This is a genomic window from Neisseria sp. P0009.S007, assembly GCF_051962515.1.
Map to the genome: position 1 here is coordinate 1 of NZ_JBQCVF010000265.1, position 1,780 is coordinate 1,780.

The following is a 1,780-nucleotide window of genomic DNA, read 5'->3' on the forward strand; positions in this document are numbered from 1 at the left end:
CAGGCCGTTTGAAGTTTTATTTAATGATTGTACAACCAGTTTTCGAGTTTTTGGCGATCGGTAATGTGCAGCAGGGCGGTATTGGCTTCTGCTGCTTGGACGGTGATGCTGGTTTCGCGCAACAGGCCTTGGCGGAAGAAATGGATGGTGGTGCGCGTGCCGATAGGCAGTTTGCTCCATTGCGCTGCAAGGTCGTTGCAGGCATAGCCGCCTAAGGCGATGATTTTATCTTGCGGGCAGAGTCCGGCATTTTCTGCGCTACCGCTATTAAATACATGAGTCAGAACGGCATGGTCGCTGTTTTGTTTGAAACGTGCGCCCAAATCGTTGGCTGGGGCAACCGATTGGGGTTCGCTTGCAAATGCTCCTCCGTGTTGGCGGGGCAGGGGGATAAAGTCGAGTTTGACACCTACGCTTTGCAGGCATTCTGCGAGCGGAAGGTCTTCGGTACTGTATAAGGCCGTCTGAAAGAAGGTTTCTAAATCTAAACCGGTTATTTCTTGACAACGGGATTGCCAGTGTTTTTCAGGTATGCCTTGATGGGTGTTGCACCAGTCATGATAGTGTTGCTGCATCACGCTGTCGAGGGTGTATTTACCCTGGCTTTTTTCACGGATGATGAGGTCGAGGCAAAGTGCGGCCAGTGCGCCTTTTTGATAGTAGCTGACGATGGCGTTGGGGCTGTTTTCGTCTTGTTTGTAGAACTTGTCCCACGCGCTGAAACTGGATTGGGCAAGTGTTTGTTTCAGACGGCCTTGTGTCTGCTGTACGCGTGTAATGCCTTGTGCAAGCAGGGTAAGGTAGGCTTCGGGGCTGATGGTTTTGCTTCTAGCAAGAAAGAGGTCGTCGTAGTAGGACGTAATGCCTTCAAATGCCCAAAGTTGCTCGGTGTAGTTTTCTTGGTCGAGATTGTAAGGTGCGAAGACGGCCGGTTTGATGGATTTAACATTCCATGCGTGGAAGTATTCATGGGAGAAGAGGCCGAGTAATTCGGTATAGGCTTTGTCGGCTTCGCCCATATCGTAAGATGGCAGGCTGTGGCGGTCGGCGAGTAGGGCGGTGCTGCTGATGTGTTCCAGTCCGCCGTAGAGGTTGTCGCCCAGATGTAGTAGGAAAAGGTATTCGGAAAACGGGGCAGGGGAGGGGAACATCGCCAACTCGGTTTCGCAGATTTTTTGAATATCGGCGAGGAAGCGGGCGCGGTCAAAATCGGGGTAGATACCGCTTAATGCAATACGATGGGGAATACCTTGTGCTTCAAAGTCGAGGAATTCGATGATGCCTGTTTCAACAGGGTGATCAATAAGCTCGGCATATGAGGCCGTCTGAAAAGGGGTTGCCGAAATTTGTGGCAGGGTTGTGGCTATCTGCCATGTATGTGGCAGGGTAGGAAATTCGACTTGGTGCGGTTGTTCCTCTTGTCCGTGTACTTTTAAGAATAGGCATGCGCCGTCGAAAAAGCCGCGCTCGGTACTGAGGAACGAGCCGCGAACTGATAAGTCGAATGCGTAAACAGTGTAGTAAATTTCCCACTCTCCACTGAGAGCAGGGGTTTGCCAATGGTTTTTGCTGGTTTGTGTCAGCGGCTGGGCTTTGCCGTTGCAGCGCGCGCTGATGTGCGTGATATGGCGGGCAAAGTCACGGATGAGATAGCTGCCGGGAACCCAGTTCGGCAGGCTGATTTCTGTTTCAGAATCATTGGTTTGAGCGAATGATAAGGTGATGTGCCATTCATGAGACAGGAAATTGGGGGTAATTTTGTAATTAATCATGGCTATTG

General features: G+C 51.0%; 1 protein-coding gene. It reads right to left on the reverse strand.

Features of this window, described 5'->3' with window-relative positions:
• Positions 1 to 20: 20 nt before the first annotated feature.
• A complete protein-coding gene (locus ACTHS3_RS12300) occupies positions 21 to 1,772 on the reverse strand; it encodes a M61 family metallopeptidase (RefSeq protein ID WP_070606969.1) in 1,752 nt (583 codons plus the stop codon).
• Positions 1,773 to 1,780: the final 8 nt, after the last annotated feature.

Coding starts and splice junctions, on each gene's coding strand:
- ACTHS3_RS12300 (WP_070606969.1), bottom strand. CDS start 1,772: ATGATTAATTACAAAATTACCCCCAATTTCCTGTCTCATGAATGGCAC.